Origin of the sequence: Cupriavidus laharis, assembly GCF_914271435.1 — a bacterium.
GTDB classification, from domain to species: Bacteria; Pseudomonadota; Gammaproteobacteria; order Burkholderiales; family Burkholderiaceae; genus Cupriavidus; species Cupriavidus laharis.
The window spans coordinates 433,066-459,345 of record NZ_CAJZAI010000004.1 but is presented as its reverse complement, the minus strand read 5'-3'; the positions used below and the strand labels follow the sequence as shown (position 1 = coordinate 459,345).

General features: G+C 66.1%; 24 protein-coding genes. 9 read left to right on the top strand and 15 right to left on the bottom strand.

Annotated elements, in window-relative coordinates:
- Positions 1 to 57 precede the first annotated feature (57 nt).
- From argE to LDO29_RS11880, 6 genes are all read left to right on the top strand, one after another.
- Positions 58 to 1,275: an acetylornithine deacetylase gene (gene argE / locus LDO29_RS11905; protein ID WP_224079983.1), complete on the top strand. Its 1,218-nt coding sequence runs from the start codon at positions 58 to 60 to the stop codon at positions 1,273 to 1,275.
- 132 nt (positions 1,276 to 1,407) lie between these two features.
- Complete coding sequence (serB, locus tag LDO29_RS11900) at positions 1,408 to 2,262, top strand: phosphoserine phosphatase SerB (protein WP_224079982.1); 855 nt, start codon at positions 1,408 to 1,410, stop codon at positions 2,260 to 2,262.
- Positions 2,263 to 2,450: 188 nt separating this feature from the next.
- Positions 2,451 to 2,750 (top strand): hypothetical protein, encoded by a 300-nt coding sequence (locus tag LDO29_RS11895; protein WP_224079981.1) that lies wholly within the window; start codon positions 2,451 to 2,453, stop codon positions 2,748 to 2,750.
- A gap of 5 nt (positions 2,751 to 2,755) precedes the next feature.
- Positions 2,756 to 3,049, top strand: coding sequence for a hypothetical protein (locus LDO29_RS11890; RefSeq protein WP_224079980.1), 294 nt, complete (start codon positions 2,756 to 2,758; stop codon positions 3,047 to 3,049).
- 10 nt (positions 3,050 to 3,059) lie between these two features.
- Entirely contained in the window at positions 3,060 to 4,691 is a 1,632-nt protein-coding gene (locus tag LDO29_RS11885; RefSeq protein ID WP_224079979.1) for a PepSY-associated TM helix domain-containing protein, read from the top strand.
- 116 nt (positions 4,692 to 4,807) lie between these two features.
- Positions 4,808 to 5,044, top strand: a complete 237-nt coding sequence (locus LDO29_RS11880; protein WP_224079978.1) for a DUF2789 domain-containing protein — start codon at positions 4,808 to 4,810, stop codon at positions 5,042 to 5,044.
- Between the two features lie 14 nt (positions 5,045 to 5,058).
- On the opposite strand, the gene LDO29_RS11875 is transcribed toward LDO29_RS11880, so the two are convergent.
- From LDO29_RS11875 to phaC, 8 genes are all read right to left on the bottom strand, one after another.
- Positions 5,059 to 6,318, bottom strand: a complete 1,260-nt coding sequence (locus tag LDO29_RS11875; RefSeq protein ID WP_224079977.1) for a cystathionine beta-lyase — start codon at positions 6,316 to 6,318, stop codon at positions 5,059 to 5,061.
- Positions 6,319 to 6,408: 90 nt separating this feature from the next.
- The gene (locus tag LDO29_RS11870) at positions 6,409 to 7,041 is read right to left on the bottom strand and encodes a hypothetical protein (protein ID WP_224079976.1); all 633 of its coding nucleotides are present in this window, start codon (positions 7,039 to 7,041) and stop codon (positions 6,409 to 6,411) included.
- Between the two features lie 8 nt (positions 7,042 to 7,049).
- Positions 7,050 to 8,234 carry a beta-ketothiolase BktB gene (gene bktB / locus LDO29_RS11865; RefSeq protein WP_224079975.1) on the bottom strand — a complete coding sequence of 395 codons (1,185 nt, stop codon included), beginning with the start codon at positions 8,232 to 8,234 and terminating at the stop codon, positions 7,050 to 7,052.
- A gap of 102 nt (positions 8,235 to 8,336) precedes the next feature.
- Positions 8,337 to 9,707, bottom strand: a complete 1,371-nt coding sequence (gene rimO, locus LDO29_RS11860) for a 30S ribosomal protein S12 methylthiotransferase RimO (RefSeq protein ID WP_224079974.1) — start codon at positions 9,705 to 9,707, stop codon at positions 8,337 to 8,339.
- Between the two features lie 152 nt (positions 9,708 to 9,859).
- Positions 9,860 to 10,411, bottom strand: a complete 552-nt coding sequence (phaR, locus tag LDO29_RS11855; protein ID WP_224079973.1) for a polyhydroxyalkanoate synthesis repressor PhaR — start codon at positions 10,409 to 10,411, stop codon at positions 9,860 to 9,862.
- 375 nt (positions 10,412 to 10,786) lie between these two features.
- On the bottom strand, positions 10,787 to 11,527 hold the full coding sequence (locus LDO29_RS11850) for a 3-ketoacyl-ACP reductase (protein ID WP_224079972.1): 741 nt from the start codon (positions 11,525 to 11,527) through the stop codon (positions 10,787 to 10,789).
- 72 nt (positions 11,528 to 11,599) lie between these two features.
- Positions 11,600 to 12,781 carry an acetyl-CoA C-acetyltransferase gene (locus LDO29_RS11845; protein ID WP_224079971.1) on the bottom strand — a complete coding sequence of 394 codons (1,182 nt, stop codon included), beginning with the start codon at positions 12,779 to 12,781 and terminating at the stop codon, positions 11,600 to 11,602.
- Between the two features lie 72 nt (positions 12,782 to 12,853).
- Entirely contained in the window at positions 12,854 to 14,647 is a 1,794-nt protein-coding gene (gene phaC, locus LDO29_RS11840; RefSeq protein WP_224079970.1) for a class I poly(R)-hydroxyalkanoic acid synthase, read from the bottom strand.
- Between the two features lie 404 nt (positions 14,648 to 15,051).
- On the opposite strand from phaC, the gene LDO29_RS11835 reads away from it, so the two are divergent.
- Positions 15,052 to 15,285, top strand: a complete 234-nt coding sequence (locus LDO29_RS11835) for a hypothetical protein (RefSeq protein WP_224079969.1) — start codon at positions 15,052 to 15,054, stop codon at positions 15,283 to 15,285.
- A gap of 16 nt (positions 15,286 to 15,301) precedes the next feature.
- Here the strand turns inward: LDO29_RS11835 and pgeF are convergent, their stop codons facing one another.
- Both pgeF and LDO29_RS11825 read right to left on the bottom strand, forming a co-directional pair.
- A complete protein-coding gene (gene pgeF, locus LDO29_RS11830) occupies positions 15,302 to 16,099 on the bottom strand; it encodes a peptidoglycan editing factor PgeF (RefSeq protein ID WP_224079968.1) in 798 nt (265 codons plus the stop codon).
- Positions 16,089 to 17,309, bottom strand: coding sequence for an RluA family pseudouridine synthase (locus LDO29_RS11825; protein ID WP_224079967.1), 1,221 nt, complete (start codon positions 17,307 to 17,309; stop codon positions 16,089 to 16,091). The genes pgeF and LDO29_RS11825 overlap by 11 nt, the downstream gene beginning before the upstream one ends.
- A 16-nt stretch (positions 17,310 to 17,325) precedes the next feature.
- Here LDO29_RS11825 and LDO29_RS11820 point away from each other — a divergent pair, with 16 nt between their 5' ends.
- Positions 17,326 to 18,156, top strand: a complete 831-nt coding sequence (locus LDO29_RS11820; protein ID WP_224079966.1) for an outer membrane protein assembly factor BamD — start codon at positions 17,326 to 17,328, stop codon at positions 18,154 to 18,156.
- A gap of 105 nt (positions 18,157 to 18,261) precedes the next feature.
- On the opposite strand, the gene LDO29_RS11815 is transcribed toward LDO29_RS11820, so the two are convergent.
- From LDO29_RS11815 to LDO29_RS11805, 3 genes are all read right to left on the bottom strand, one after another.
- Complete coding sequence (locus tag LDO29_RS11815; RefSeq protein ID WP_224080048.1) at positions 18,262 to 20,433, bottom strand: ATP-dependent DNA helicase; 2,172 nt, start codon at positions 20,431 to 20,433, stop codon at positions 18,262 to 18,264.
- A 68-nt stretch (positions 20,434 to 20,501) separates the two neighbouring features.
- Positions 20,502 to 20,705, bottom strand: a complete 204-nt coding sequence (locus LDO29_RS11810) for a DUF465 domain-containing protein (protein ID WP_224079965.1) — start codon at positions 20,703 to 20,705, stop codon at positions 20,502 to 20,504.
- 62 nt (positions 20,706 to 20,767) lie between these two features.
- On the bottom strand, positions 20,768 to 21,616 hold the full coding sequence (locus LDO29_RS11805) for a hypothetical protein (RefSeq protein WP_224079964.1): 849 nt from the start codon (positions 21,614 to 21,616) through the stop codon (positions 20,768 to 20,770).
- Between the two features lie 176 nt (positions 21,617 to 21,792).
- On the opposite strand from LDO29_RS11805, the gene LDO29_RS11800 reads away from it, so the two are divergent.
- Positions 21,793 to 24,141, top strand: a complete 2,349-nt coding sequence (locus tag LDO29_RS11800; RefSeq protein ID WP_224079963.1) for a Tex family protein — start codon at positions 21,793 to 21,795, stop codon at positions 24,139 to 24,141.
- A gap of 59 nt (positions 24,142 to 24,200) precedes the next feature.
- On the opposite strand, the gene LDO29_RS11795 is transcribed toward LDO29_RS11800, so the two are convergent.
- Both LDO29_RS11795 and LDO29_RS11790 read right to left on the bottom strand, forming a co-directional pair.
- A complete protein-coding gene (locus tag LDO29_RS11795; protein ID WP_224079962.1) occupies positions 24,201 to 25,559 on the bottom strand; it encodes an ATP-binding protein in 1,359 nt (452 codons plus the stop codon).
- Positions 25,556 to 26,227: a response regulator gene (locus tag LDO29_RS11790; RefSeq protein WP_224079961.1), complete on the bottom strand. Its 672-nt coding sequence runs from the start codon at positions 26,225 to 26,227 to the stop codon at positions 25,556 to 25,558. Before LDO29_RS11790 ends, LDO29_RS11795 begins: the two co-directional genes overlap by 4 nt.
- Positions 26,228 to 26,280 lie beyond the last annotated feature (53 nt).

Genomic DNA, 26,280 nt, shown 5'->3' with positions numbered 1-26,280 from the left:
GCTGCGAGGGGTGTAGCATCGGGTACTTCACCCATCGGTCAACGCCGCCCCTGCCCCATGCAAGCCGATCTCCAACGCCAGTCTTCCGCCCCTGAAGCCAGCGCGCCGCGCGGCAGCGCGCTTGAATGGACGCAGCGGCTGGTCGCGTATGACACCACCAGCCGCCATTCCAACCTGGGATTGATCGAGTCCGTGCGGGACCACTTCCTCGCGAAGGGCCTGCGGCCTCACCTGAGCTATAACACCCAGCGCGACAAGGCCAACGTGTTCGTCACGGTGCCGGCCGCCAGCGGCGAGACCAACGGCGGCATCGTGCTGTCGGGCCACACCGACGTGGTGCCGGTGGATGGCCAGAACTGGACCACGAACCCGTTCAAGGCCGTGGTGCGCGACGGCAAGCTCTATGGCCGTGGCACCTGCGACATGAAGGGCTTCATCGGCACCAGCCTCGCGCTGCTGCCCACGCTGCTCGACGCGAAACTGCGCGAACCGGTGCACTACGCGCTGTCGTTCGATGAAGAGATCGGCTGCATGGGCGCGCCCTACCTGCTGGCCGAACTGCGTGAGCGCGGCGTGCGTCCGTCCGGGTGCATCGTGGGCGAACCCACCAGCATGCGCGTGATCGTCGCGCACAAGGGCATCAATGCTTACCGCTGCTGCGTCAAGGGCCAGGCCGCGCACTCGTCGCTCACGCCGCGCGGCGTCAATGCGATCGAGTACGCCGCGCGGCTGATCTGCTTCATCCGCGACATCGCCGATGAATTCAAGGCCAACGGCCCGTACGACCAGGCCTTCGACGTGCCCTACACCACCGCCCAGACCGGCACCATCCAGGGTGGCATCGCGCTCAATACCATCCCGGCGCTGTGCGAGTTCGTGTTCGAGTTCCGCAACCTGCCCGGCGTGGATCCCGAGGCGCTGTTCGCGCGCATCGAGTCGTACGCCAATGACGTGCTGCTGCCGAAGATGCGCGCCGAACACGCCGATGCCGACCTCGTCATCAGCAAGATCGCGGCAGCGCCGTCGCTGGACGTGGCCGAGCAGGAAGCCATCACGCAATTGGTACGTGCGCTGACTGGCGACCGAGAGACCAGCAAGGTGGCATACGGCACCGAAGCCGGGCTATTCCAGCGCGCCGGGATTCCGGCCGTGGTGTGCGGGCCCGGCGATATCCAGCAGGCACACAAGCCGGATGAGTTTGTTGCGCTGGACCAGCTGGCGGCATGCGAGGCGTTCCTGCACAAGGTCGTGGACAGCTTGCGCGTGACGGCCTGAGGGGCGGCAGCAGCTTTGCGCGCAATTCAGCACGTCGTGGCGCCGGGCGGGCAGGCGGGCCGCGAGCGATTACAATGTCGCCTTTGCCGTCCCGCCCCTCCGGCGCGCCGCCCCGATCCGCCTGCTGCTGTCATGCCCCTGATTCTCCAGAGTACCCGCCCGCTCGCTTCCGACGACCTGACCGCCATCCGCGCCCTCGCCCGCGCTTCCGAGCCCGTGCTGCGCAGCGAAACCGTGGCGGCCGCCGAAGACTGCGCCCCGCTCACCCCGGCGCTGCGCGACATGCTGGACGGCTACTGCGGACCGCGCGCGATCGACTGGGCCGTCGTGCCGGCCGGCCGCCGCCTGTCGGACTTCCGCCTGGTGGCGATGGACATGGATTCGACGCTGATCACGATCGAGTGCATTGACGAGATCGCCGATTTTTGCGGACTGAAAGCCGAGGTTTCCGCCATCACCGAAGCCGCCATGCGCGGCGAGATCACGGACTTCAACGAAAGCCTGCGGCGCCGCGTCGCCCTGCTCAAGGGCCTGGACGCCAGTGTGCTAGACCGCGTCTACGAAGAGCGCCTGCGCTTGTCACCGGGTGCCGAACGCATGCTGCAGACCGTGCAGGCGCTGGGCCTGCGCACGCTGCTGGTGTCCGGCGGCTTTGTCCATTTCACCGAGAAGCTCAAGACACGCCTGAAGCTCGACGTGACGCGCGCCAACACGCTGGAAATCGTCGACGGCAAGCTCACTGGCAATGTAGTGGGCGAGATCGTCAATGCCGACGTGAAGGCGCGCACCGTACAGGAAGTCTGCACGCAGATCGGCGCCAGGCCTGATCAGGCCATCGTCATGGGCGACGGCTCCAACGACCTGAAGATGATGGCCGTGGCCGGCCTGTCGGTAGCCTTCCGTGCCAAGCCGATTGTCCGGGCACAGGCCAGCGTCGCGTTCAACCATGTGGGGCTGGACGGCCTCCTGGCGCTGTTCCCGCACTGACTCCCCTTGCACTGACAGCGGCGCACGCCTGCCGCTGTCAGTAAGTAGCTTTCCCCGCTTCCCGCCCCTCCGCCGCAGCGCTACGCCGCCCTCCGCACGCGTGGCCCAAGTATGCAAGTAGAGTGACTCGTCATCACAAATACTAATCATTCTCATTTATACTTGCGTTTTTGTTTTCCGCTTTTCCTATGGAAGCCTTCACGGTCCTGCTCGGACTCGTTGCGGCGGCCTGCCTGTACTTGGCGGCGCCCAACCAGGTCCTGCTGCCGTCACTGCCTCCCGGCTCCGTCCGGCGGCCGGCGGCATGGCTTTTCGGCTGGCTGGGGCTAGCGCTAACACTCCTGAGCACCTGGCTGTGGAGCCAGGCGCAGGGCTGGCCTGTGGCCATTGCCGCGAACCTGGCGATCATTCCCACGGGCCTGTCCCTGTGGCCCTTTATCGGCACCTACGTGAACCACAAGCGGCCAGCAGCAAAGGGGCAGGCATGAACGGCATGGGTACGAAATGGCTCGCCGGCACGCTGCTCGGGCTGCCGCTGGCTGTCGCGCTGTGCACGTTCGTGATCCTCGGGCTGCCAGGCGGCTGGGAAAGCGGTGTGGTTGCCGCGGTAGTGGCCTGCCTGCCTGTCTGGGTCGCGATCATCTGCTGCAGCCTGCTGTTCCACTCCAGCCGTGCGGCATGGCTGTGGCTGGCCGGCGCGAACCTGCTGTGCTTCGGCCTGCTGTGGGCGTTGCGCCTGCTGCACGTGGCGCCTTCGGCCGCCCTCGCCTCGCTGCCGGTTTCCTGAGGCCGCCACCATGAAATCCACCACACTCCGGCTCTACCAGACGCTTCACACCTGGGTTGGCCTGATGGCCGGCTGGGCGCTGTTCATCGCCTTCTTTGCCGGCGCCGTGACGGTGTTCCACCACGAACTGCACGTCTGGCAATCTCCGGAACGGCTCAAGGGCAATACGCAGACCGAGACGGTCGCGAACCCAGCCGTCGTGGACCACTTCATGCAGAAGCTGGTCGCTCGCTATCCCGACGCCGCCGCCAGCGCCTACGTCATCATGCCGGCGGCAGGCGAGCCCCATATCAGCGCCTACTGGCAGGACAAGGCCGGTGAATGGCAGATGACCACCGACGCCCGCCTGGCCGGCGACCGCGCCAGGCAGCAGGACACCTCGCGCGACCAGGTCATCGGCGAGCTGTCGGCCTTCCTGAACAGCCTGCACTATTCGCTTGGCATTCCGGAGGTCGGCATCTATTTCATGGGCGCGATCTCGGTGCTGTATGGACTGGCACTGGTCTCGGGCGTGCTCCTGCACCTGCCCCGCCTGAAGAAGGACCTGTTTGCCGTGCGGCCCGGGCGCAACCTCAAGCGCTTCTGGATGGATTCGCACAACGTGATCGGCTTGTTCAGCCTGCCGTTCCACCTGATGATCGCGACCACCGGCGCTCTGTTCTGCCTGTCGCTGGTTCTGTTGATGGTCTTCAACACGCTGACCTTCGATGGCAAGCTGTTCCCGGTGGTCCCGCGCGTGACCACCGCCGTGCCCGAAGTCATGGCCGCCGGCCGTGCGGCGCCCACGTTGCCGGCGGCCGAGCTGGTCCGCATTGCACAGGAAGCGGCGGGCGAGCGATTTGCCGCCGAGTCGTTCCGTTACCAGCGCTACGGCGACGCAAATGCCGTCGTGGAGGTGCGAGGCACCAGCACGCGTGCGCTGGGCAACCTGGGCTCCGTCGGCATCCATGCGGCCTCTGGCAAAGCCAATGCCGGCACGGTGATCGCCAATCAGACTGCGGGCGCACGCGATGGCAACCACGGTCTCTACAGCGCAATGTACGCGCTGCATTTCGGCACCTATGGCGAACTGCCGCTGCGACTTGGCTACGTGCTGGCTGGCCTGGCCGGCGCCTTTCTGTTCTACTCGGGCAACCTGCTCTGGATCGAATCGCGCCGCAAGCTGCGCCAGGCGGAACAGCCGCGCGTGCACCGGCTGCTGGCGCAGGCCACGGTGGGCGTCTGCATCGGGTGCTGCGTCGGCGTGGCGCTGTGTTTCCCGGCGGCGCTGCTGTGGCCCGGGCGCGCGGTCAGCTACACCTACTTCCCGGTCTTCTTCGCCGCTTGCGCATGGGCACTGCTGCGGCCGCCCGTGCGTGCCGCGATTGAACTGCTCTATGCGGCTGCGCTTGCCTCGCTGACCGTCCCGCTTGCCAACGCCATCCTGACCGGTGACCACCTGTTGCGCTCGATACCGGACGGGCACTGGATCATCGCCGGCTTCGACATCGGCGCCATCGCACTGGCCATCGGCTTTTCCGTGCTGGCACGCGCGACACAGCGGCGTGCGCGCAACGGCCCGGCGGAATCGGTATGGGCCCTGCGCAGCGCACAGGGCGCCGCACACAGTGCGCGCGAGCGTGACGGCGAGCTTCTGATGTAGGGATTCCCGCTGCATGTGAAACGGACGCTTGGCGTCCGTTTTTTCGCGGGCGCTCTGGTCGCCACCATGCCCTACACTACCTTGAGTGACAACCCCAGAAGCGGAGCACCCTTATCATGGAACAGGCCTTTCACCGCTTTTCCGAGCTGTTTGCCCAGTTGGGGCTACCCAGCGATGAGCCTGGCATCCGCCAGTTCATCTCGACGCACGCCCCGCTGCCAGGCGACGTCGAACTGGCCGACGCGCCGTTCTGGACGCCCGCGCAGGCAGCCATGCTGCGCGACGAGATCGCAGACGATGCCGACTGGGCCGAAGTGGTCGACCAGCTCAACGTCGCGCTGCGGGCGGGCTAGCCGCCCGGCACTGATCAGCCCTTGAGTACCTGCTCCATGGCCTGGCGCAGGTCCGCGATGAGGTCACGCGTGTCCTCCAGGCCAATGTAGAGGCGCACCAGTTCGCCGGTATGCTGCCAGCCCGCTGGCGGCCAGCTGCCTGGAGGACGCATGGTCGGCACGTGGTATGGCACGGCCAGGCTGTGCGCGCCGCCCCACGACCAGCCGATCGCGAACAGGCGCAGCGCTTCGACGAAAGCGTCGACCTGCTCGCGCGAGTATTTCTCGTGCAGGATGATGGCGAACAGGCCGCTGGCACCGCTGAAGTCGCGTCGCCAGTTGGCGTGGCCGGGGCAGTCCGGCAGCGCTGGATGCAGCACGCGCACGACCTCCGGACGCTGGTGCAGCCACTCCGCCACCTCGCGCGCGGCGCGGTCATGCGCCGCCAGGCGCACCGGCAGGCTCGGCAGCGAACGCAGCACCAGGTGGCAGTCGTCCGCGGAAACGCCCCACCCCATCAGCATGCGCGTGCGCTTCAGGCGGGCCTGCACGGCGTCGTCGCGGGTCAGCACGGCACCCATCAGGACATCGCTGCCGCCCGACTGGTACTTGGTCAGCGCCTGCACCGAGATGTCGATACCCATGTCGAACGGCCGGAAGTAGAGGCCGGCTGACCAGGTATTGTCGATAGCGGTGAGCACGCCACGGGCCTTCGCCGCGGCAACGATCGCCTTGCTGTCCGGCACCTCCATGGTCACGGAGCCGGGCGACTCCATCCAGATCAGGCGCGTATCGGGCTGGATCAGGCTGGCAATGCCACTGCCGATCATCGGATCGTAGTAGCGCACCGTCACGCCGAAATCGCGGGCCAGCCACTCGCCGTGGTCGCGGTTGGGGCCATAGACGTTGTCCGGCACGAGCACATCGTCGCCGCTCTTGAGCAGCGAAAAGTAGACCAGCGAGATCGCGGCCAGCCCGGACGGCAGCAGCAGCGTGTGGCGCGCGCCTTCGAGCAAGGCCAGATGCTGGCACAGCGCTTCGCTGGTGGGCGTGGCATGCAGGCCGTAGCGCCAGTACGTGGTGCCGCGGTCGCCGTACGCGCGCAGTTCGGCCAGATTGCGGAAGACCACGGTGGAACCGCGATGCGTGGCGGGAGAAAACGAGTCGAAGCCGGGCGCGATATCCAGTTCGGGCTGTACGGCGACGGTCTGCAGGTAATGGGAGGAGGAGGCAGGGCTCGACGCGGGCTTGTCGGAAGTCGGATCGGACACGGCGGATTCCTTGATGGCTGGCATACCCTTCCGCGTTGCGCGGCGGGCATGAACGAGACGCGATATACGTCCCAGCTTACCAGCAAATGCCGGTGACGCCACCGGGAGCCGTACTCACCAGCCCTGGATGCTCGACCTGGGCGGCGGAGGTGCGTAGGTAACGCCGCTGCCGGGCGTCATATCGAAGGGCGGGATCACCAGCACGCTACCGAGCGGGCGGATGAAGAACGGAAGCACGACAGCCGGGCTGAACGCATCGGTCCAGGTGCCGCGCACCGCACCGCTGGCATCGATGGTGCCTTCCCAGTTGCCGGAGACGCGGGTGCCGTCATCGGACTCTTCCATCAGAAAGGTGCCGTCCTCCCACTCTCCCGCCAGCAACCGCACGCCGGGTACGCCGTTGGCCGTGTACTCACCGCGCAGGCTGTCGCGCTCGTCCGGCTTCGGACCGATGCGCAGCCGCACCGGCTTGTCGCCGACCTTGCCGACATACACGGGCAGCTTCGCGTATTCTTGGCGCGGCGCCAGCGGCCCGGCGGGTACGTCGGCGGAAGGCGCCGTCGCGCGGCGCGCCTCGCCTTGGCGGATGGCCTCGTTCAGGCCCAGGTCTCCTGCACTGGCTGCCGGGCCGGTCGACAACACGTTGTCGACCGCAGCCCGCGCCGGCATCGCACCCGCAAGCGCCAACGCCAGCGCCGCAGCCAGGCTGACGGACGACAGGCGCCGCGAAGGGGTGCGACGACGCATCGGCAAACTCAGATGCGCTCGAAGATGGCAGCAATGCCCTGGCCGCCGCCGATGCACATCGTCACCAGCGCATAGCGGCCCTGCACGCGTTGCAGCTCGTAGACGGCCTTGACCGTAATCAGCGCGCCAGTAGCCCCGATCGGGTGGCCCAGCGAAATGCCGGAGCCGTTCGGGTTGACCTTGGCCGGGTCAAGACCCAGCGCCTTGGTTACTGCGCAGGCCTGTGCGGCAAACGCTTCATTGGCTTCGATCACGTCCAGATCGGACACCGACAGGCCGGCGCGCTCCAGCGCAATCTTCGTGGCCGGAACCGGGCCAATGCCCATGGTCTTCGGGTCTACGCCCGCGTGGCCGTATGACACCAGGCGTGCCAGCGGCTTCAGACCGCGGCGCTCGGCTTCGGCGCGCTCCATCAGGACGACCGCGGCGGCGGCATCGTTCAGGCCCGACGCATTGCCCGCGGTCACGGTGCCGTTCTCCTTGGCGAAGACCGGCTTGAGCTTGGTCATGTCGTCAATGGTGGCGTCGTGGCGCACGTGCTCGTCGGTATCGAAGCTCACTTCGCCCTTACGGCTCTTGAGCGTCACCGGAACGATCTGGTCTTTGAAGTAGCCGGCCTTGATGGCTGCCGAAGCGCGGCGGTGCGACTCCAGGGCGGCCTCGTCCTGCTGGGTGCGGCTGATGTCGTATTCCTTGGCCACGTTTTCGGCCGTGACGCCCATGTGGATGCGATGGAACGGGTCGTGCAGCGCGCCCAGCATCATGTCGACCATACTGGCATCACCCATGCGGGCGCCCCAGCGTGCCGCCGGCGCCAGGTATGGCGCACGGCTCATGCTCTCGGCTCCGCCGCCGATCGCGATATCGGTATCACCAAGCAGGATGCTCTGCGATGCGCTGATGATGGCCTGCAGGCCCGAGCCGCACAGGCGGTTCACGGTCAGCGCGGGGGCGTTAATCGAGACTCCGCCGTTGACGGCTGCCACACGGCCCAAGTACATGTCGCGCGGCTCGGTCTGGATCACATTGCCGAATACGACATGGCCGACATCATCGCCGGATACCTGGGCACGCGCCAGTGCCTCTCGCACCACGAGCGCGCCCATATCGACAGGTGCCATATCCTTCAGGCTGCCGCCGAAGGTCCCGATTGCGGTACGTACGCCACTCACCACTACGACTTCACGCGTCATGTCTCGTCTCCATGAGGTTATGTTGCGGTGCACAGTATAGCGTGCATCGCGACGGAATCGAACGATCGTACTTTTACCTAAGGGCAGCCAACGCAGGCTGCGTCATATTTCACCCCACAGGTCATGGCCGTCCGCGCCAGTGATCTTCACCTGGACGAAATCGCCGGCGCGATATCGCTGCGATGGCTTGGCCGGCTGCGCGATATAGACCAGGCCGTCGATTTCCGGCGCGTCGGCCGACGAGCGGCCGATGCCGCCGTCCTGGTTCACCTCGTCCACCAGCACGCGCAGCGTCTGACCGACCTTGCGCTGCAGGCGGCGCGCGGAGACTGCCTCGGCCACTTCCATGAAGCGCGCACGGCGTTCCTCGCGCACTTCGTCCGGCAGCGCGCCCGGCAGGTCGTTGGCAGTGGCGCCTTCCACCGGCGAATAGGCAAAGCAGCCCACGCGGTCCAGTTCGGCCTCGGCGATGAAATCCAGCAGGGTCTGGAACTCGGCCTCGGTCTCGCCCGGGAAGCCGGCGATAAACGTGCTGCGGATCGTCAGGTCCGGGCATACCTCGCGCCAGGCGCGAATGCGGTCCAGGGTCTTCTCGGCATTGGCCGGGCGCTTCATGCGCTTGAGCACGTCCGGGTGAGCGTGCTGCAGCGGCACGTCCAGATACGGCAGCACATGGCCGCCGTTCATCAGCGGAATGATCTCGTCGACGTGCGGGTATGGGTACACATAGTGCAGGCGCACCCAGGCACCGTATTGGGCCGCCAGTTCGCCCAGCGCCGCCACGAGTTCGGTCATGCGGGTCTTGAGCGGACGGCCGTTCCAGAAGCCGGTACGGTACTTCACATCCACGCCGTAGGCGCTGGTGTCCTGCGAGATCACCAGCAGCTCCTTGACGCCAGCTTTAAACAGGTTCTCGGCTTCCAGCATGACCTCGGCCACGGGGCGCGACACGAGGTCGCCACGCATCGACGGGATGATGCAGAACGAGCAGCGATGGTTGCAGCCCTCGGAGATCTTCAGGTAGGCGTAATGCTTGGGCGTGAGCTTGATGCCAGCCGCCGGCACCAGGTCGGTGAAGGGGTCATGCGGCTTGGGCAGGTGCGTGTGCACCGCCTGCATGACCTCTCCCAGCGCATGCGGGCCGGTCACGGCCAGGACCTTCGGGTGCACCGACGATACGATGTCGTGCCCCGCCGCATCCTTCTTGGCCCCCAGGCAACCGGTCACGATGACCTTGCCATTCTCGGTCAGCGCCTCGCCGATGGCATCCAGGCTTTCCTGGACGGCCTCGTCGATAAAGCCGCAGGTATTGACCACGACCAGGTCGGCACCGTCATAAGTGCCGCTGATGGCATAGCCCTCGGCGCGCAGCTGGGTGATGATCTGTTCGGAGTCGACAAGAGCCTTGGGACAGCCAAGTGATACAAAACCGACTTTCGGTGCAGACGTAGACAAATTGGATTCAGACGACATGGGGGACACGCGGTATCTGGGCGAGTCCGCAAGCCGGCACGCCACAATGAATAAAGGCGACCGAGCCATGATTGGCCCGCCGCCATAAACGACCGCGATTTTACCCTGAGCAGCGGGCTAGCGCAGGCCCGCCGTTGTAAGAGCCTGGCGCCCTACTTCTTGTCCGGCTGATTGAACGGGAACGTCCCGAACATATTCTTGGCCTGGTTCTGCATCTGCTCCTGCATCTGCACGAACAGGTTCTTGCTCTGTTCGATGTAGTTGCTCATCATGCCCTGCATCATCGGCCCCTGCATGTTCATGAACTGGGACCACATGTCAGGGCTGAAGGCTTCGCCGGAGTACAGGCCCTTGGAGTTCTCGGCCAGCTTGTTCTGGATGTCGATGAAGGCCTGGATGTTCTTTTCCAGGTAGGTGCCCATCATGCCCTGCATGGCATGACCGTAGAAACGGATGATCTGCGACAGCATGGCGCTGGAGAACATCGGCACGCCGCCGGTCTCTTCTTCCAGGATGATCTGCAGCAGGATGCTGCGCGTCAGCTCGTCACCGGACTTGGCGTCGACGACCTTAAAGTCTTCGGAATCCATGACCAGTTGCTTCACGTCGGCCAGCGTGATGTAGGTGCTGGTCTGGGTATCGTAGAGCCTGCGATTGGGGTATTTCTTGATCAGTCGCTCTGCGCCTTTTTTGCTCGTGGCCATCGGTACTCTGTCCTCTTGTCGTCGCTGATGGGCGCTGCTGCACCGCATGCGGTGCAGTGCGCAAACCGGTACTGCCGGGCCATCTGAAAGGTCGTGAAAAGATACTATGTGCGCACTCGCGGGCATTGCCGCCAGTGCCTTGTCGCCTTCGCCCCCGCGAAGGCCGCACGTTGCACGACAATGGTGCCGACCGTGCCGCTGACCTGATTCTATGCCCAACAAAGCACTAAGAAAAGCCGGGCGGCTTAAGGAAAACCCGCACGCACAAACGATCTGCGGGCCCCGAAGGGCCCGCAGATCGTTCTCGGCATCAGCTTGTGCGCCGCGCTGGCTGCACCGCAAAAACAGTGCGCCCGAGCAGCAAGCAGGGCCCGATCAGCCCATGTGCAGACCGCCGTTCAGCGAGAAGTCGGCACCAGTAGAGAAGCCCGACTCTTCCGAAGACAGCCACGCGCAGATAGACGCGATTTCCGACGGCTCGCCCAGACGCTTGACCGGGATGGTGCCGACGATCTTGTCCAGCACGTCCTGGCGGATGGCCTTGACCATGTCCGTGGCGATATAGCCCGGCGAAACGGTGTTCACCGTCACGCCCTTGGTCGCCACTTCCTGCGCCAGCGCCATGGTGAAACCATGCAGGCCGGCCTTGGCGGTCGAGTAGTTGGTCTGGCCGAACTGGCCCTTCTGCCCGTTCACCGACGAGATGTTCACGATGCGGCCCCAGCCGCGATCGACCATGCCATCGATGACCTGCTTGGTCACGTTGAACAGCGAGGTCAGGTTGGTGTCGATCACCGCATCCCAGTCGGCGCGGGTCATCTTGCGGAACACCACGTCGCGCGTGATGCCAGCATTGTTGATCAGCACATCCACCTCGCCGACTTCAGCCTTGACCTTGTCGAACGCAGCCTTGGTCGAATCCCAGTCAGCCACGTTGCCCTCGGAGGCAACGAAGTCGAAGCCGAGCGCCTTCTGCTGCTCGATCCACCGCTCGCGACGCGGCGAATTGGGGCCGCAGCCGGCCACCACGCGGAAGCCATCCTTGGCGAGACGTTGGCAGATCGCGGTCCCGATGCCGCCCATACCGCCGGTCACATATGCAATGCGCTGAGTCATGTCCACTCCTTGATTGGCTCTTCGTTATCTTTGCCTGGGCCGCGCGAACCGCTGCGCGCCCAGGTACACCCATTAATTGCGTTCGACCGCCAGCGCCACGCCCATGCCGCCGCCGATGCACAGCGAGGCCAGACCCTTCTTCGCGTCGCGGCGCTTCATCTCATGCAGCAGCGTCACCAGGATACGGCAGCCCGATGCCCCGATCGGGTGGCCAATGGCGATGGCACCACCGTTCACGTTGACCTTGGACGTATCCCAGCCCATTTGCTGGTGCACGGCCAGCGCCTGCGCGGCGAAGGCTTCGTTGATTTCCATCAGGTCCAGGTCGCCCACGCCCCAACCCGCGCGCGACAGGCAACGCTTGGACGCCGGCACCGGGCCCATGCCCATGACCTTCGGGTCCACGCCGGCATTGGCGTAGGCCTTGATCGTCGCCAGCGGCGTCAGGCCCAGTTCCTTCGCCTTGGCGGCTGACATCACCACCACGGCGGCAGCACCGTCGTTAAGGCCCGACGCATTGGCGGCGGTCACCGTGCCGGCCTTGTCAAAGGCAGGCTTCAGGCCGGCCATGCTGTCCAGCGTGGCACCCTGGCGGACGTACTCGTCCTTGTCGAAGGCCAGCGGGTCGCCCTTGCGCTGCGGAATCATCACCGGGACGATCTCGTCATTGAACTTGCCGGCCTTCTGCGCAGCCTCGGCCTTGTTCTGCGAAGCCACGGCGAACTCGTCCTGCGCTTCGCGGGTGATGCCGTATTCCTTGGCCACATTCTCGGCGGTGATACCCATGTGGTACTGGTTGTACACGTCCCACAGGCCATCCACGATCATGGTGTCGACCAGCTTGGTGTCCCCCATACGGAAGCCATCGCGCGAGCCCGGCAGCACGTGCGGCGCGGCGCTCATGTTCTCCTGTCCACCAGCAACCACGATCTCGGCATCGCCGGCGGCGATGGCATTGGCCGCCAGCATCACGGCCTTCAGGCCGGAGCCGCACACCTTGTTGATGGTCATTGCCGGCACCGACGCGGGCAGGCCCGCCTTGATGGATGCCTGGCGTGCCGGGTTCTGGCCCGAACCGGCCGCCAGCACCTGGCCCATGATCACTTCGCTGACCTGGTCCGGCTTCACGCCTGCGCGTTCCAGCGCGGCCTTGATGGCGATGGCGCCCAGTTCCGGGGCCGGAATCTTCGCAAGCGAGCCGCCAAACTTGCCTACGGCGGTACGGGCGGCGGAAACGATGACGATATCGGTCATTTGCAGTCCTCTCAATGGGTATCTGGGGTGGTCAGCGGGCAGGTCCCGTAACGCCGGGACCGCCCGCAAGAGTCATGCCTTGGCTTTGACGTAACGGCCGGGCGCGGGTTCGATGGCGGCGTAGCGGGCATTGCCATAGCTGGTCGGCGCGGCACGCTTGGCACCGGCCTGCTTGCCGAGCCACGTCATCCAGTCCGGCCACCAGCTGCCGTGGTGCTCCTCGGCGCCGGCGAGCCAGTCGTGGGCCGAAGCGGGCAGTGCATCATTGGTCCAGTGGCTGCGCTTGTTCTTGGCCGGCGGGTTGATGACGCCGGCGATGTGCCCGGAAGCCCCGAGCACGAACCGCAGCTTGTTCTTGAGCAAGGCGGTCGATGCATACGCTGCCGTCCACGGCACGATGTGGTCTTCGCGCGAGCCGTAGATATAGGTCGGCACGTCGATGGCGCCCAGGTCGACCGGCGCGTCGCACACGGCCAGCTTGCCGGGCACCTTCAGCTCGTCCTGCAGGTAGGTGTGGCGCAAGTACCAGCAATACCACGGCCCCGGCAGATTGGTCGCATCGCCGTTCCAGAACAGCAGGTCGAACGGCACCGGCGTATTGCCCTTCAGGTAGTTGTCGACCACGTAGTTCCAGACCAGGTCGTTCGGACGCAGGAACGAGAACGTATTGGCCAGTTCCACGCCACGCAGCAGGCCGCAGGGCGCGCCGGCCGCGCCGCCTAGCGTGGCTTCGCGCAACTGGACGTGGGCTTCGTCGACGAAGACGTCAAGGATGCCGGTATCGGCAAAGTCCAGCAGCGTGGTCAGCAGCGTCAGGCTGGCTGCGGGGTGCTCGCCGCGCGATGCCAGCACGGACAGCGCGGTCGACAGGATGGTACCGCCCACGCAGAAGCCGAGCACATTGATCTTGTCCTGGCCGCTGATGTCGCGTGCCACTTCGATAGCACGGATGGCCGCGTGCTCGATGTAGTCGTCCCACGTGCGCTCTGCCATGGTGGCATCGGGATTGCGCCACGACACCAGGAACACCGTATGGCCCTGCTCCACCGCATGCCGCACCAGCGAGCTTTCCGGCTGCAGGTCGAGAATGTAGAACTTGTTGATGCACGGCGGCACCAGCAGCAGCGGGCGCGCATAGACCTTGTCGGTCAACGGCTTGTACTGCAGGAGCTGGAAGAATTCGTTTTCATAAACGACCGCACCTTCAGTAACCGCCACGTTGCGGCCAACTTCGAACGCTGTCTCGTCCGTCTGCGAAATCTTTCCGCGGCCCAGGTCTTCCAGCATGTTGCGGACACCGGCGCGCAGCGATTCGCCGCCCGACTCGATCAGGCGGTGCTGGGCGTCGGGATTGGTGGCCAGGAAATTTGCGGGCGACATCGCATCAACCCATTGCGATACGGCAAAGCGGATACGCTGGCGAGTCTTGGGATCTGCCTCGACTGCCTCCGCCAGCTCCGTCAGCGCGCGCGCATTGAGCAGGTAGAACGCAGCGGTGTAGCGATACGGCGCGTTCTTGTGCCACGCTTCGCTGGCGAAGCGCCGGTCGTGCAGCTTGCCGGCGGACTCGGTATCGCCTCCCGCCAGGCCACGCCACAGCTCGGCAAAGTCGCGCATGTAGCGCTGCTGGATTTCCGTGAGTTGGGCCGGGTCGATCTTGACGCCCGCCAGCGGACTCGCCGCGAACGCCTGGAATCCCGGGAATCCGGGGAAGCCCGGAGGAATCGCCGAGCCGTTGCCCTCAGGGCCTTGCCACTGACGGGACCACTCCAGCCACGTTGCTGGATCCAATGGCCCCGGCGGGAACTTGAACGGTTGGGACTTGCCTTCCGATGTGGAAGCTGCCGCACCTTTGCCGGTCGCCATGATGTAATTGTCTCTCTGCCGTCACTATGTCAGACCGGCTCCCGGGACATTGCCCTGGCCGGCACTTATGCATCTGGAGACGCAATCCGGATGGACCTGGCGCATCGCCCCCCGACCAGGGCATCCAGGACTGCCGCATGCAGCTATCCCTTCCATCTGGATAACGTCCCCTGCCCGGCCCGCACCACAATCTGGCTGGCAACGCCATGCGGTATGCTTGCCGGCAAAAACAAAGGAATCTACGAGAGATTCCGCAACATTCGAGGTCATTGTTGCCTTGCAATGTACGCGCTGTCAATGCGGAAAACTGCATCGGCGCACCCGCCCGGAAAACCTACCTCGCGGTAGGGCTCCGCGCGAACAATGACCAGCGCGAAAGGCTATCTGCGAAGGATGAAAGTTTCATGTACATCGTAGCCATCGGATGGCTCTACGTGGCACTGATGATGGCGATCACCGAGAGCAACGTCGTTGCCGGTGTCGCCACGTTCCTGCTGTATGGTGCCGGCCCGGTGGCGCTGGTGCTCTACATCATGGGGACGCCAGGCAGGCGGCAGCGCCGCAAGGCAGCGGAAGCGCGCGCCGAGCGTTCTCGCGCGGAGGAAAACGCCGGGCGCGGCGGGAGCGGGCCGCAGTGACCCGCCCGCTTCCGGCTCAGCTTGCCAGCCAGACGAGGCTGGCCATGCGGCCGGTGACGCCGTCGCGCCGATACGAATAGAAGCGCTGCGGGTCGGATACGGTGCAGGCATCGCCGCCGTAGATGTCGGTGCAGCCAGCACGGGCCAGGCGCGTGCGAGCCAGTGCGTAGAGGTCGGCCATGTACTTGCCTTCGGCGCCGGGCCGGAATGCCGCTTTCACAGCCGCGTGCTCGCCGGCACGGGCCTGAGCCAGGAAGGTCTCGCGAACTTCGGCGCCGACCTCGAAGGCATCGGGTCCGATCGCGGGCCCAAGCCAGGCGAGCCAGCGTGACGAGCGCTTTCCGCGTGCAGCCTGCATGCGCGCCAGCGTGGCTTCGATCACGCCGTTGCACAGGCCACGCCATCCCGCATGCGCAGCGCCGACCACGGTCCCTTCCACGTCGCACAGCAGCACCGGCAGGCAGTCCGCTGTCATGATCGCGCACACCTGCCCGGGCACGACGGTCACGCTCGCGTCGGCGCGCGGCGGCGCCGCGTCCGGGCTTGCGAGATGGTCCACCGTGGCCACGGCGCAACCGTGCACCTGCTCCAGCCACAACGGCATGGCGGGCAGGTGCGCGGCCAGCCGCGCGCGGTTCTCGGCCACATGCAAGGGGTCATCGCCGACATGCGTGCCGAGGTTGAGCCCGCCCGGCTCCCCGCCGTCCAACCCATAGACGCCATCGCTCACGCCACCCGCGCGCGTGGTGGACAGCGCGCGCACCGAGGCAGGTGCCGGCCAGTCCGGCCGCAGCCACGCGATGTCAGTCGTCATCGTCGTCATCGCCACCCTCCCCGTCACCCCAGATGACTTCGGGGCCGTCTTCCCAATCTTCGTCCCAGTCTTCTTCCTCAGCTTCAGCTTCGCCGGAGGAGAAATCAAGCGCATCGATCAGCGCCTGGAGATCCTCCGGCGGCGGCGCGGTCCACGACACGGTCTTGCCGGTGGCCGGGTGCACCAGCCCCAGCTTGTAGGCATGCAGGGCCTGCCGCTCGAACGGCACCGGCAGCGGCACGCGCACGGCGGGCCGCTGCCCGCGTTGCGTGGCGCGGTAGTAGACGGGGTCGCCCAAGAGCGGATGGCCGATCGACTCGAAATGCACGCGGATCTGGTGCGTGCGCCCGGTTTCGAGCTGGCATCGCACCATCGATACGAAGCTGCGCCCGAGCGGTACCGTGGCCAGCGTGCGGAAATGCGTGCGCGAAGGCTTGCCGCTGCTGGTATGGACGATGGCCATGCGCGTGCGCTCGCGCGGGTCGCGGCCGATCGGCGCATCAATCGTGCCCTCGTCGTACGTGCGCCCCCACACCAGCGCGATATACGTGCGCTTGACGGTGCGTGCCTGCAGCTGGCGCACAAGGTCGGTCTGCGCTGTCAGCGTGCGCGCCACCACCATCAGCCCCGAGGTTTCCTTGTCGAGCCGGTGCACAATGCCGGCGCGCGGCAGCGCCGCGGCAGCGGGATCACGATGCAACAGGCCGTTGAGGACCGTACCGCTCCAGTTACCTGCTGCCGGATGCACGACCAGCCCGGCGGGCTTGTCGATGACCAGTAGCGTTTCGTCCTCGTACACCACGTCGAGCGGCACGTCTTCGGGTGCGAACGCCTGCGACTCCGGCGCGGCCTGCGGCTGTACCTCGATGCGGTTGCCCATCTGCACCGCATCGCGGGGCCGGCGCACTTCGCCGTCGACGCGCACGGCTCCGCTTTCGATCCACTGTTGCAGCCGGCTGCGCGAGAACTCGCTGAAATGCCGTGCCAGAAGCTTGTCCAGCCGTTCACCATGTGCGGCGCTGTCGACTTCAAGGGTCAGCGGCACTGCGAGATCCGTGACGGATGCTGCCTGCACCTCGTCCGCGAAGTCTTCGATTTCCTCATTGTCCGCCTGGGATGCCTGGACGCGCACCTGTTCAGGCGGCAGTCCCCCCTTGCCGGATTCTGGCTGGGGGCTTGGGCTATAATGCTTGACGCTATTTTTCTTCATCCGGGATACGTTGCCCATGCAATTGCTGAGCATGAAGCGCGCAAATTGGCGCGCGCGATTTGGAGCGATTCTGCTCGCAGGCGGCTGCGTCATGCTGTCGGCATGCGGCCTGCTTGCTGACCAGCCCGACGAAACCGCTGGCTGGTCGGCCAACAAATTATATTCGGAAGCCAAGGACGCCCTCGACGGCGGCGACTACACGCGCGCCGTGAAGCTGTACGAAAAGCTTGAAGGCCGCTATCCGTTCGGCCGCTACGCGCAGCAAGCCCAGATCGACACCGCCTACGCCAGCTACAAGGACGGCGAGACGGCAGCGGCACTGGCCGCGGTGGATCGCTTCATCCAGCTGCACCCGAGCCATCCCAATATCGATTACGCCTACTACCTCAAGGGCCTGATCAACTTCAACGACAACCTGGGCTGGCTGGGCCGCTTTTCCGGCCAGGACCTGAGCGAGCGCGACCCGAAGGCGGCCCGCGCGGCGTACGACGCCTTCAACACGCTGGTCACGCGTTACCCGGACAGCAAGTACACGCCTGACGCCGCCGCGCGCATGCAGTACATCGTCAACTCGCTGGCCCAGCACGAGGTGCATGCCGCCCGCTACTACTACAAGCGCGGCGCGTACCTGGCAGCGGTCAATCGCGCCCAGCAGGCACTCAAGGACTACGACGGCGCTCCCGCCAACGAGGAAGCGCTGTACATCATGATCCGTTCGTACGACTCGCTCGGCATGAAGGACCTGCGCGACGATACCGCACGCGTGATGGAGCGCAATTTCCCGAACAGCGACTACATCAAGTACGGCGAACGCCGCAAGGACAAGGCCTGGTGGGAAGTGTTCTGATTGGCGGCGACGCGGGGCACTGACCCCGCAACTGCGCACCGGAACGAGGTAGATCCGCAAGGATCTGCCTCGTTTGTCATTGGCCGGCCGGATCAGAGCAGCGGCTCAGTCCTGCTGTGCGCCACCCGGCTGCCGCCCGTCCCGCAACGATTCCAGGAAGCGCACCACGGTCTGCGCCTCGCGCGTACGCGTGAACGGCGGCAGGCTTTGCCAGATCTGGCGGCCATAGGGCTTCTCGACCAGCCGCGTATCGCAGATGGCCAGCACGCCCCGGTCGGATTCCGAGCGGATCAGGCGACCGGCACCCTGCTTCAGCGTGATCACCGCATGCGGCAACTGGTGTACCGCGAACGGGCTCAGGCCCTTCTTCTGCAGCACTTCCATGCGCGCCGCGAGCACCGGGTCATCGGGCGGCGCAAACGGCAGCTTGTCGATGATCACGAGCGAGAGGGCTTCGCCACGCACGTCCACGCCCTCCCAGAAGCTCTGGCTGCCGACCAGCACGGCATTGCCCAGTTCGCGGAAACGGTCGAGCAGTTCCGTACGGCTGGCTTGTCCCTGCACCAGCAGAGGCAGTTCGAGCCCGCGTTCGGCAAAGGCATCGTAGAGCAGGTCGGACGCGCGCTGCACTGCACGCAACGTAGTGCACAGCAGGAAAGTGCGCCCGCCGGCAGCCTCGATCAGCGGCAGCGCCGCCGCCACCACCGCATCGGTGAACTGCGGCGAGTTCGGCGGCGGCATGTCCCGCGGCACATAGAGCAGGCCTTGCTTGCCGTAGTCGAACGGGCTCGGCAGCGTCAGCGAGTTGTCCTTGTTGAGGCCCAGCTGCGCGGCATAGTGCGTGAAGTTGCCCTTCACCGACAGCGTAGCCGACGTGAAGACCCAGGCACGCGGGTGCCCTTCGCGCTGCCGCGTGAAGATCGGCGCGATCGACAGCGGGGTGCGGTGCAGTTGCACGGTGTGCGAGAACACTTCCACCCAGCGCACCGTGTCAGGGCCGAACTGTGCCGGTGCGGCCGGCAGCGGCGCATCTGGCTCCTGCGCCGTTTCATCGCCAGCGTCCGGCGCCTGCGGTTCGGGCGCTTCAAAAGCCTTGCCTTCGTCCCGCCACGCTTCCAGTCGCTGCTGCAGTTCCACCGCGCGCCGGTGGCATTGCTGCAGCGTCTCGGCCCGCTCCGCCTGGCTTTCAAGATGTTCGACGAAGGTTGACAGCGCCTCTTCCAGCGCATCGAGCGTATCGAAGAACGGTTCACCGATGCGCCGGTCGGCCTCGATCTGCCCCAGCGCCAGGCGCGCATTCTCCTTGCCGAACGCCAGGCGCAGGTCACGCGTGGCGCGTTCCAGCGGCGCCGCGATGCCTACCCAGTCGACGGCGTCGCGCGCATGCGACAGCCCTTCGGCCACCGTATCGCGGCAGATCTCCAGCAACTGGCTGGTCGACAGCGTCTCGCCGAAGAACAGTGTCGCCGTATCGGGCAGCTGGTGTGCCTCGTCGAAGATGATCGTGTTCGCCGCAGGCAGCAGCTCGGCCATGCCGGTGTCGCGCAATACGACATCGGCGAAAAAGAGATGGTGGTTCACCACCACCACGTCGGCCTGCTGGGCTTCCTTGCGGGCCCGCATGACGAAGCAATCCTTGTAGTTCGGGCACTCCGAGCCCAGGCAGTTGTCCCGCGTGGAGGTCACCAGTTGCCATACCGGAGCGTTTTCGGGCACCGCGGCCAGTTCGGCCTTGTCGCCTGAAGATGTGGTCTTGGCAAAGCGCGAGATCTCGCGCAGCCACGCCGCATCCTGCTTGGAAGCGAGCCTGCCATTGGCCTCCGCGCGCTCCAGGTGATAGTGGCAGACGTAGTTGGCACGGCCCTTGAGCAGCGATACCGAGATCGGCACATTCAGCGCGCGCCGCACGGTGGGAATGTCGCGCAGGAAAAGCTGGTCCTGCAGGTTCTTGGTGCCGGTGGACAGGACCACCTTTCCGCCCCACAGCATCGCGGGAACCAGGTAGGCGAAGGTCTTGCCCGTGCCTGTCCCCGCTTCGACGATCACGGTGTCGCTGCGCTCGATCGCGCCTGCCACGGCCTCGGCCATCTTCTGCTGTGAGGCGCGCGGGCGGTAACCCGGAATGCCCTGGGCGAGGGTACCGGTGTCGGCAAAGATCTTGGCCAGTTCGCTGGCGTGGTCGGCAGGCACCGCGGACGCGGGAACCAGCTCCGCCTGCGCCGGGGCCGGGCTTTCGGTGTCTGCGTCCGGTTCTGGCAGGTCGGTCGGATCGGTCAGGATGGTCAAGGCTGGTAAGGCTTGGGTATCGCGCCATGTGGCGCTGGCAGTATCGGCGCCCGCTGCACTCAGGCCGGCACGTCGGGTTCGAGCTGTAGTTGAAGCAGGGTAATGGCGTCCTTCAGCTTGAGGCGGCGCTTCTTCAGCCGCCTGAGCTGCAGTTCGTCGTGGGTCGGATCCTCCGCCAGCCGGTCGATCAGGAAATCCAGGTCGCGGTGCTCGATCTGCAGATCCATGATCTGCCGTTCGAGGGTGTTCAGGTTACTGTCCATTCGCATCTCCACCGCACCTCCACCGCATCTCCCCAAATCAGGCTGGCGTGGCCCTGGCCGGCTCAAAAGCCGAAGGGACGCGGCGCCGACGCCTGCCCCTGCTGTTCCTTCGCCTTGGCGCGCCGCTCTTCCAGATCCTTCTGGCGCTGCGCGGCCTCGCGCTGCTTGGCCTCGTACGCCTTCACATTCTCCTCGCGCTGGCGCGCCTGCTCGGCGCCCTTGCTCTGCGCCTCGCGCATGCGGGCGTCGAAGTCGGACTGCTTCTGCTGGTAGGCCTGCGCATTGGCCGAGCGCTTGGGCGCATCGGCCTGGCGCTGCGCGTCGCGCAGTTGCTGGTCCTGCTGCTTCTTCTCGAAGGCTTCACGGCTGGCCTGCTCGTTCGCGCTGCGCTTCGGCTGGCTGGCCTCGTATTCGGCCCTGCGCAAGGCCTGCTCGCGATCACGGTCGGCGGCGCGCTGGGCGCGCTCGGCATCTCCCACCTCCAGCTCGCGCTGGCGCAGTACCTGCAACTCCTGGCGCTGGATCTCCTTCGCCTTGTCGATGCAGTGGTTAACGAAGAACTTGTCGTAACAGGCGTGTTCCGCTGTGGCGAAGCGGTAGTTGGTCCACGCGCGTGAATCGCCGATCGCCTTGCGTTCGGCGGCGAAATCACGCGGGGCCGCACCGGCGCCCGCGGCTTCCGGCGCGGAGGCCTGCGCGGCGCTGTCCGACAGCGGCCCCAGCGTGCCGGCGCCGACCACGGTCAGCCACAATGCCGCGGTAGCAAACAGGCGTGCATGCGGCATCATTCGCCCGGCACGGTGCGGGACGGAGCGGGACAGTTGTGCGGCCGGAGACATGGCCGGCGTTGCCGTGTCGCGCACGGCCATCGGCATGGCAGGCGCGGCGGCCGGATGGGGCTTGAAGGTCATGCCCGAATTCTAGCACCCGGCCTGCCCTGTGCCTTGCGGGGCCGCCGGGCGGCGTGCCGCAAGATACACGCACCGAAACAGGCCCATCTCCAGGGCCACTTCCATGGGGACAGCTGCCGCGCTTGTGGCAAAATGCCCCGCTTTCGACTGACAGCTTTCGACAGACCGATCTCCCGATGTCCAATCTGCCCGCATCCGTTTCGCAAAAGATTGTGTCGCTCATCGCGGCTGAACTGACCGTTCAACCCCGCCAGGTGGCGGCTGCCGTGGCGCTGCTCGATGAAGGCGCGACCGTCCCGTTCATCGCGCGCTACCGCAAGGAAGTGACCGGCAACCTGGACGACACCCAGCTGCGTACGCTGGAAGAGCGCCTGCTGTACCTCCGCGACATGGAAGACCGTCGCCTGGCGATCCTTGCCTCGATCGAGGAGCAAGGCAAGCTCACGCCGGAACTGCGCACGGCCATCGAGGCCGCCGAGACCAAGCAGGCGCTCGAAGACCTCTACCTGCCCTACAAGCCCAAGCGCCGCACGCGCGCCCAGATCGCGCGCGAATGCGGGCTGGAGCCGCTGGCCCAGGCGCTGCTGGCCGACCCGACGCTGGACCCGCAGGCCGAGGCGGCCAGGTACGTCAACGGCAACCCGACTGCCGACGGCGGCGTGCCGGACGTCAAGGCCGCACTGGACGGCGCGCGCGACATCCTCTCCGAGCAGTTTGGCGAAACCGCCGAGCTGCTGGGCAAGCTGCGCGAGCACCTGTGGAACAACGGCGTGGTCAGCTCCACAGTGATGGACGGCAAGGAAACGGCCGAGGAAGAAAAGTTCCGCGACTACTACCAGTACAGCGAAACCATCCGCACCGTGCCGTCGCACCGCGCGCTGGCCCTGTTCCGCGGCCGCAATGCGGGCGTGCTGATGGTCAAGCTGGGCCTGGGCGAAGAGCAGGATGCGCTGGTGCCGCACCCGTGCGAAGGCATGATCGCGCGCCACGTGGGCATCCAGAACCAGGGCCGTCCCGCCGACAAGTGGCTCGGCGATGTGTGCCGCTGGTGCTGGCGCGTGAAGGTGCAACCGCATCTCGAAACCGAACTGCTGACCCAGCTGCGCGAAACCGCGGAAGGCGAAGCCATCAAGGTCTTCGGCCGCAACCTGCACGAACTGCTGCTGGCCGCGCCGGCCGGCCCCAAGGCCGTGATGGGCGTCGACCCGGGTATCCGTACCGGCTGCAAGGTGGCCGTGGTGGATGCCACTGGCAAGCTGCTGGAAACTGCGACGATCTACCCGCATGAGCCGCGCCGCGACTGGAACGGTTCGCTCGCCACGCTGGCGCGCATGGCCAAGCAGCACGGCGTCGCGCTGGTCTCGATCGGCAACGGCACCGCGAGCCGCGAAACCGACAAGCTGGTGCAGGACCTGATGCGCCAGGCGCCCGACCTGAAGCTGACCAAGATCGTCGTCAGCGAAGCCGGCGCGTCGGTGTACTCGGCGTCGGAACTGGCGGCCAAGGAATTCCCGGAGCTGGACGTGTCGCTGCGCGGCGCGGTGTCGATCGCGCGCCGCCTGCAGGACCCGCTGGCCGAACTCGTGAAGATCGATCCGAAGTCGATCGGCGTGGGCCAGTACCAGCACGACGTCAACCAGCGCGAGCTGGCCCGCACGCTCGACGCCGTGGTCGAGGACTGCGTGAACGCCGTGGGTGTGGACGTGAACACCGCGTCGGCGCCGCTACTGGCGCGCGTGTCCGGCCTGAACACGGTGCTGGCGCGCAATATCGTCGAGTACCGCGATGCCAACGGCGCCTTCGCCAACCGTGATGCGCTGAAGAAGGTACCGCGCCTCGGCGACAAGACCTTCGAGCAGGCCGCCGGCTTCCTGCGCATCAACAACGGCGACAACCCGCTGGACCGCTCCTCGGTGCACCCGGAAGCCTATCCGGTGGTCAAGCGCATCCTGGACCATATCAAGAAGGGCCTGCCGGACGTCATGGGCAACCGCGACGCGCTGCGCGGCCTGTCGCCGACGCAGTTCACCGACGATTCGTTTGGCCTGCCGACCGTGCGCGACATCCTCACCGAACTCGAAAAGCCGGGCCGCGACCCGCGTCCAGAGTTCAAGACCGCCACCTTCCAGGACGGCGTCGAGGACGTGAAGGACCTGCAGCCTGGCATGATCCTGGAAGGCGTGGTCACCAACGTTGCAGCGTTCGGTGCGTTCGTCGACATCGGTGTTCACCAGGACGGCCTGGTGCATATCTCCGCGCTGTCGAACAAGTTCGTCAAGGACGCGCACGAAGTGGTCAAGGCCGGCCAGATCGTCAAGGTCAAGGTGATGGAAGTGGACGTCAAGCGCAACCGCATCGGCCTGAGCATGCGGCTCGATGACGAGCCCGGACAGCCGTCGTCGCGCCCTTCAGGTGACCGTGGCGGCCAGCGCCAGGGCGGCAAGGGCTTTGGCAACGGCGGCGGTCGCCGCGAGGCGGAGCCGGCCGGCGCCATGGCTGCGGCGTTCGCCAAGCTCAAGCGCTGATCCCACTGGCCCGCGCTGTATGAAAGATGCCCCACGCGATTGCCGCGCGGGGCTTTTTTTCATCGCTGTTCGCCGCAGCGGAAAATGCGTACCGTCAGGCCCGAACGGCCGTCGGCGCGGTTGGCGAACGCAATCCCCAGCCCGTGGAGCCTCGCAACGCGCTGGGCGATCGAGATGCCAAGCCCATGCCCCTGTTCGCGCTGACCTCCACCGCGGAAAAAGCGGTCGCCAAGCCTTTCCAGCACCTCTGGCGCCACACCCGGCCCTTCATCGCAGACCACGATGGCATCGGCACGGAAATCCATGGTGACCATCGCGCCCGCGGGGCTGTAGCGGATCGCATTGTCCAGCAGGTTGCGCAGCATCAGCCCGAGCAGGTTCGGGTCACCGGCCAGCGGCAAGGGCATCATGTCGTCCGATGGCCAGATCAGTTCCACGTCGACCTTCCTGCGCTGCGCCAGCGCCAGGCAATCCGACAGTGCCCGCTGCGCGATCGGCTGCCAGTTCACATCCTCCAGCAAGGCCAGTGCCGGCGCATCCTCGAGCCGGCTCATGGTCAGCAGTTGCGACACCAGCCGGCTCATGCGGTCGATGCCCGACTCCACATTGGCGCGTGCCCTGGCGCGCTCGCCTTCATCCGGCGAGCGCTGCGCGATTTCCCACTGCGCCTTCAGCGCAGCCAGCGGCGTGCGCATTTCGTGCGCGGCATCCGCTGTCAGGCGCCGCTCATGTTCGATCGAGTCTGATACGCGGACCAGCAACCGGTTCATGGCGTTGACCAGCGGTACCAGTTCGCCGGGCACCGCTGCCAGGCTCAGTGGCTCCGGGTCATGCGGGGAACGGCGCTCGATATCTGCGGAGAGTTCGCGCACCGGTGCCATCGCACGTCGCATGAACCAGATCAGCAGCCCGATCAGCACAGGCAGGCCGGCGGCCCATGGAAGCACTTGCGCAGCGATATAGGACAGGATCAGCTCATTGCGCTCACCCAGTTTCTGCCCGATGCACACGCGCCACCCGGTGGCGTCATCGTCCAGGTAATACAGCCGCCAGTGGTGGCCATCGATGCGCTGATCCGTAAAACCCTTGACGCCCCGCGCCCTCGGCAGGCGGTCTCCGTCCGGATCGATATGCATGGGCGTGCCGTCCGGCAGCCAGGCGGCAATCGCCAGGTCGCCAAGGCCCGCATCTCCCTGGTCCCCCTCGGCAATCGTCGGCAGCCGGGCCCGCGACGGCGCCGCCGTGATGTCGACCAGCGGCACCAGCGAGTGCATCTGCATCGCCATGCGGACCATGTCGGTGTCGTACAGCTCGTTGATCTCGTGCCGCGCGCGCACGTAGGTCATGGCAATGGTCAACAGCCACACCACCGGGGCCGCGATCAGCACGGCCAGGATCAGGCGCCGCTGCAGCGTCATGCGCAGTCCTCGGCGGCACCGAGCGTGTAGCCTGCCCCGCGGAAGGTGCGGACGATCTTCGGATGGATCTTGCGGCGCAGGTGATGGATATGCACCTCGAGCGTGTTGCTTTCCAGGCCCGCCTGCCAGTCATAGAGCTTGTCGCGCAGGAAATCGCGCGTCAGCAGGCGGTTCGGGTGCGCCAGCAGCAGTTCGAGCAGCATGGCCTCGCGGCTGGTCAGGTCCACGGGCTTGCCGTGCCAGAAGGCCTGCCTGGCCGCCGGGTGGAACTCCAGCGCCCCATGCCGCCAGACCGGTGCCGAGTTGCCCGCCGCGCGGCGCGTCATGGCACGCAGCCGGGCTGCCAATTCATCGAGCGAGATCGGCTTGACGAGGTAGTCGTCGGCACCGGCGTCCAGTCCGCTGATGCGGCTCTCGATGGCGTCGCGCGCTGTCAGCACCAGCACCGGAATCTGGCAGCGACGCTCGCGCCAGCGCCTGAGCCACGTCATGCCGTCTTCGCCCGGCAGCCCCAGGTCCAGCACCACGGCATCGTAGTGCACCACGCCAAGCGCATGGTCCGCCTCGGCGCCGGTGGTGAACCAGTCGACGACATATCCCATCAGTTGCAGCCCATGCAGCAAGCCGTCGCCCAGCATGGGGTCGTCTTCAACAATAAGAATTCTCATTTCCAGGCCCGATTTTTAGCGATATAGGCCAATGAAGGGCAATAAAGCCGCGG

Excerpts from the sequence above, each read along its gene's own strand:
- LDO29_RS11870 (WP_224079976.1), bottom strand. The coding sequence starts at position 7,041 with ATGCGTCGTCGCACCCCTTCGCGGCGCCTGTCGTCCGTCAGCCTGGCT.
- LDO29_RS11875 (WP_224079977.1), bottom strand. The coding sequence starts at position 6,318 with ATGCCAGCCATCAAGGAATCCGCCGTGTCCGATCCGACTTCCGACAAG.
- LDO29_RS11890 (WP_224079980.1), top strand. The coding sequence starts at position 2,756 with ATGGGTACGAAATGGCTCGCCGGCACGCTGCTCGGGCTGCCGCTGGCT.
- LDO29_RS11845 (WP_224079971.1), bottom strand. The coding sequence starts at position 12,781 with ATGACCGATATCGTCATCGTTTCCGCCGCCCGTACCGCCGTAGGCAAG.
- argE (WP_224079983.1), top strand. The coding sequence starts at position 58 with ATGCAAGCCGATCTCCAACGCCAGTCTTCCGCCCCTGAAGCCAGCGCG.
- LDO29_RS11880 (WP_224079978.1), top strand. The coding sequence starts at position 4,808 with ATGGAACAGGCCTTTCACCGCTTTTCCGAGCTGTTTGCCCAGTTGGGG.
- LDO29_RS11820 (WP_224079966.1), top strand. The coding sequence starts at position 17,326 with ATGCAATTGCTGAGCATGAAGCGCGCAAATTGGCGCGCGCGATTTGGA.
- rimO (WP_224079974.1), bottom strand. The coding sequence starts at position 9,707 with ATGTCGTCTGAATCCAATTTGTCTACGTCTGCACCGAAAGTCGGTTTT.
- LDO29_RS11810 (WP_224079965.1), bottom strand. The coding sequence starts at position 20,705 with ATGGACAGTAACCTGAACACCCTCGAACGGCAGATCATGGATCTGCAG.
- pgeF (WP_224079968.1), bottom strand. The coding sequence starts at position 16,099 with ATGACGACTGACATCGCGTGGCTGCGGCCGGACTGGCCGGCACCTGCC.
- LDO29_RS11805 (WP_224079964.1), bottom strand. The coding sequence starts at position 21,616 with ATGACCTTCAAGCCCCATCCGGCCGCCGCGCCTGCCATGCCGATGGCC.
- LDO29_RS11895 (WP_224079981.1), top strand. The coding sequence starts at position 2,451 with ATGGAAGCCTTCACGGTCCTGCTCGGACTCGTTGCGGCGGCCTGCCTG.
- LDO29_RS11885 (WP_224079979.1), top strand. The coding sequence starts at position 3,060 with ATGAAATCCACCACACTCCGGCTCTACCAGACGCTTCACACCTGGGTT.
- LDO29_RS11835 (WP_224079969.1), top strand. The coding sequence starts at position 15,052 with ATGTACATCGTAGCCATCGGATGGCTCTACGTGGCACTGATGATGGCG.
- bktB (WP_224079975.1), bottom strand. The coding sequence starts at position 8,234 with ATGACGCGTGAAGTCGTAGTGGTGAGTGGCGTACGTACCGCAATCGGG.
- serB (WP_224079982.1), top strand. The coding sequence starts at position 1,408 with ATGCCCCTGATTCTCCAGAGTACCCGCCCGCTCGCTTCCGACGACCTG.
- phaC (WP_224079970.1), bottom strand. The coding sequence starts at position 14,647 with ATGGCGACCGGCAAAGGTGCGGCAGCTTCCACATCGGAAGGCAAGTCC.
- LDO29_RS11825 (WP_224079967.1), bottom strand. The coding sequence starts at position 17,309 with ATGAAGAAAAATAGCGTCAAGCATTATAGCCCAAGCCCCCAGCCAGAA.
- LDO29_RS11850 (WP_224079972.1), bottom strand. The coding sequence starts at position 11,527 with ATGACTCAGCGCATTGCATATGTGACCGGCGGTATGGGCGGCATCGGG.
- LDO29_RS11795 (WP_224079962.1), bottom strand. The coding sequence starts at position 25,559 with ATGACGCTGCAGCGGCGCCTGATCCTGGCCGTGCTGATCGCGGCCCCG.
- LDO29_RS11790 (WP_224079961.1), bottom strand. The coding sequence starts at position 26,227 with ATGAGAATTCTTATTGTTGAAGACGACCCCATGCTGGGCGACGGCTTG.
- LDO29_RS11800 (WP_224079963.1), top strand. The coding sequence starts at position 21,793 with ATGTCCAATCTGCCCGCATCCGTTTCGCAAAAGATTGTGTCGCTCATC.
- phaR (WP_224079973.1), bottom strand. The coding sequence starts at position 10,411 with ATGGCCACGAGCAAAAAAGGCGCAGAGCGACTGATCAAGAAATACCCC.